This is a genomic window from Streptomyces sp. NPDC060198 (assembly GCF_042728415.1).
Classification (GTDB): domain Bacteria; phylum Actinomycetota; class Actinomycetes; order Streptomycetales; family Streptomycetaceae; genus Streptomyces.
On sequence record NZ_JBHWZJ010000662.1, the window covers coordinates 1 to 1,637 of the forward strand.

The following is a 1,637-nucleotide window of genomic DNA, read 5'->3' on the forward strand; positions in this document are numbered from 1 at the left end:
GCGGACGCCCGGGCCGCGAGGGCTCGGTTACGGCGTGACCCGGTTGCCGCCGAAGGTCACCACGAGGCTGCCGTCCGAGGCGAAGGACCAGCCCAGGGCGCCGCTGTACGCGGAGCACCGGGAGCCGTTCGTACCGGACCAGAACTGGTTCGAACCGTCCACGTCGCCCACGGTCTTGTCGTTCGACCCGTCGCCGTCGCGGCAGGAGGTGTTGCCGCGGAACACCGAAGTGCCGCCGTCGAAGGAGAAGTTGCGCTCGGCGTTGTCGATGCCGACGTTGTCGGAGAGGGCGATCTTGCCGAGGTTCCTGTTGTAGGTGAACCCGTGGTGGCCGTTGTCGTACGCGATGCTGCGCCGGACCACGTGGGCGACGGGAATGTCGTTGCCGCCCAGCTTGTACCCGTTGCGGTCGCCGCTCGGGTTCACGGTGCCGTCGCTGAGGGTGCCGTTGCCGTACGACAGCGAGTCCTCGATGGTCACCGGACCGATGGGGCCCGTGTCGGTCTTCGTGTAGAGGTCCCAGCCGTCGTCGATGTTGTGGTGGGACACGTCGTACCGGAAGACGTTCCCGGGGCCGACGGTCAGCTTCGCCGCGAAGCCGTCGGCGTCCTCTCCGTCGGAGTCGGCGTTGTCGTGCGATTCCGCGCTCAGGATCAGGTTGTCGGACGGCCACTCGTCCTCGGGGGTGTCGGACGCGATCCGCGAGAGCTGGAGCCCGGAGTCGCGGTTGAAGCGGGTCACGGTGTGCTCGATGACGTTGTGGCTGCCGCCGACGAAGATGCCGTTGTCGCCGGCGTGTTCGACCGTGATGCCGTTGACGTGCCAGTACGAGGCGTTCAGCGCGAGGCCCCGGTTGGTGGTGGCCTCGGCCTGGGCGGAGAAGTTCAGCACCGGGGACTCGCCCGGATAGGCGGCGAGCGTGGTGAGGGCGCCCGCCGTGCCGTCGGCGCCCTGCGGGACGGTGACCGTCTGGGCGGATGCGTAGGTGCCGCCGCGCAGGTAGATGGTCCCGCCGGCGGCCACGCGGGAGATGGCCGAGGTCAGGGTCGTGGGGGCCGACTCCGTGCCTGCCGCTCCGGCGCTGCCGTCCGGTGCCACGTACAGAGCGCCGGCCGCGAGCGCGGCGGTGTTGCTCGTTCCGGTGGTGCCGCTCGTTCCGGCGGTGCTGCTCGTTCCGGTGGTGAGCGGTAAGACGGTGGGGGAGGTGGCGCCGTGTGCGGTGGTGCCGGACAGTGCGACCACCGTCCCGGCGAGCACGCCGATGCTTGCGATCAGGGGCTTCCATTGCATGGTTTCGTCTCCAGGCTGACCGGCCCGCCGCAGCCGGCGCGCGGCGGGAACCGTGGGGGGAGGAACAGGGATGAACCATCCGGATCCGGTGGTTCGGTCCCCTTTCGGTCGGAGCCGCCGTGTGGCAGCGTGGGTTCGCGTCCGTGAACCGGCTGCGCGGCTGCCGGGCCGGTTCAAGCGGAGTAGTCGGCTCCATCGGACAGTAAGTGGATGCCATGTACACGTCAATAGATACGTACGTGATTGCTGTCTATGAATGTGAACTAACTGTGATGGTGAACCGAGGCGCCCGTCGTGGCACCGGAACGCGCAGCGGGAGCGGGCCGCGCGACGATCCTCGCGTGGCC

General features: G+C 69.2%; 1 protein-coding gene. It reads right to left on the reverse strand.

Annotated elements, in window-relative coordinates:
• Positions 1 to 27: 27 nt before the first annotated feature.
• Entirely contained in the window at positions 28 to 1,290 is a 1,263-nt protein-coding gene (locus ACFWEP_RS34540; protein ID WP_387376244.1) for a right-handed parallel beta-helix repeat-containing protein, read from the reverse strand.
• Positions 1,291 to 1,637: the final 347 nt, after the last annotated feature.

Excerpts from the sequence above, each read along its gene's own strand:
- ACFWEP_RS34540 (WP_387376244.1), bottom strand. The coding sequence starts at position 1,290 with ATGCAATGGAAGCCCCTGATCGCAAGCATCGGCGTGCTCGCCGGGACG.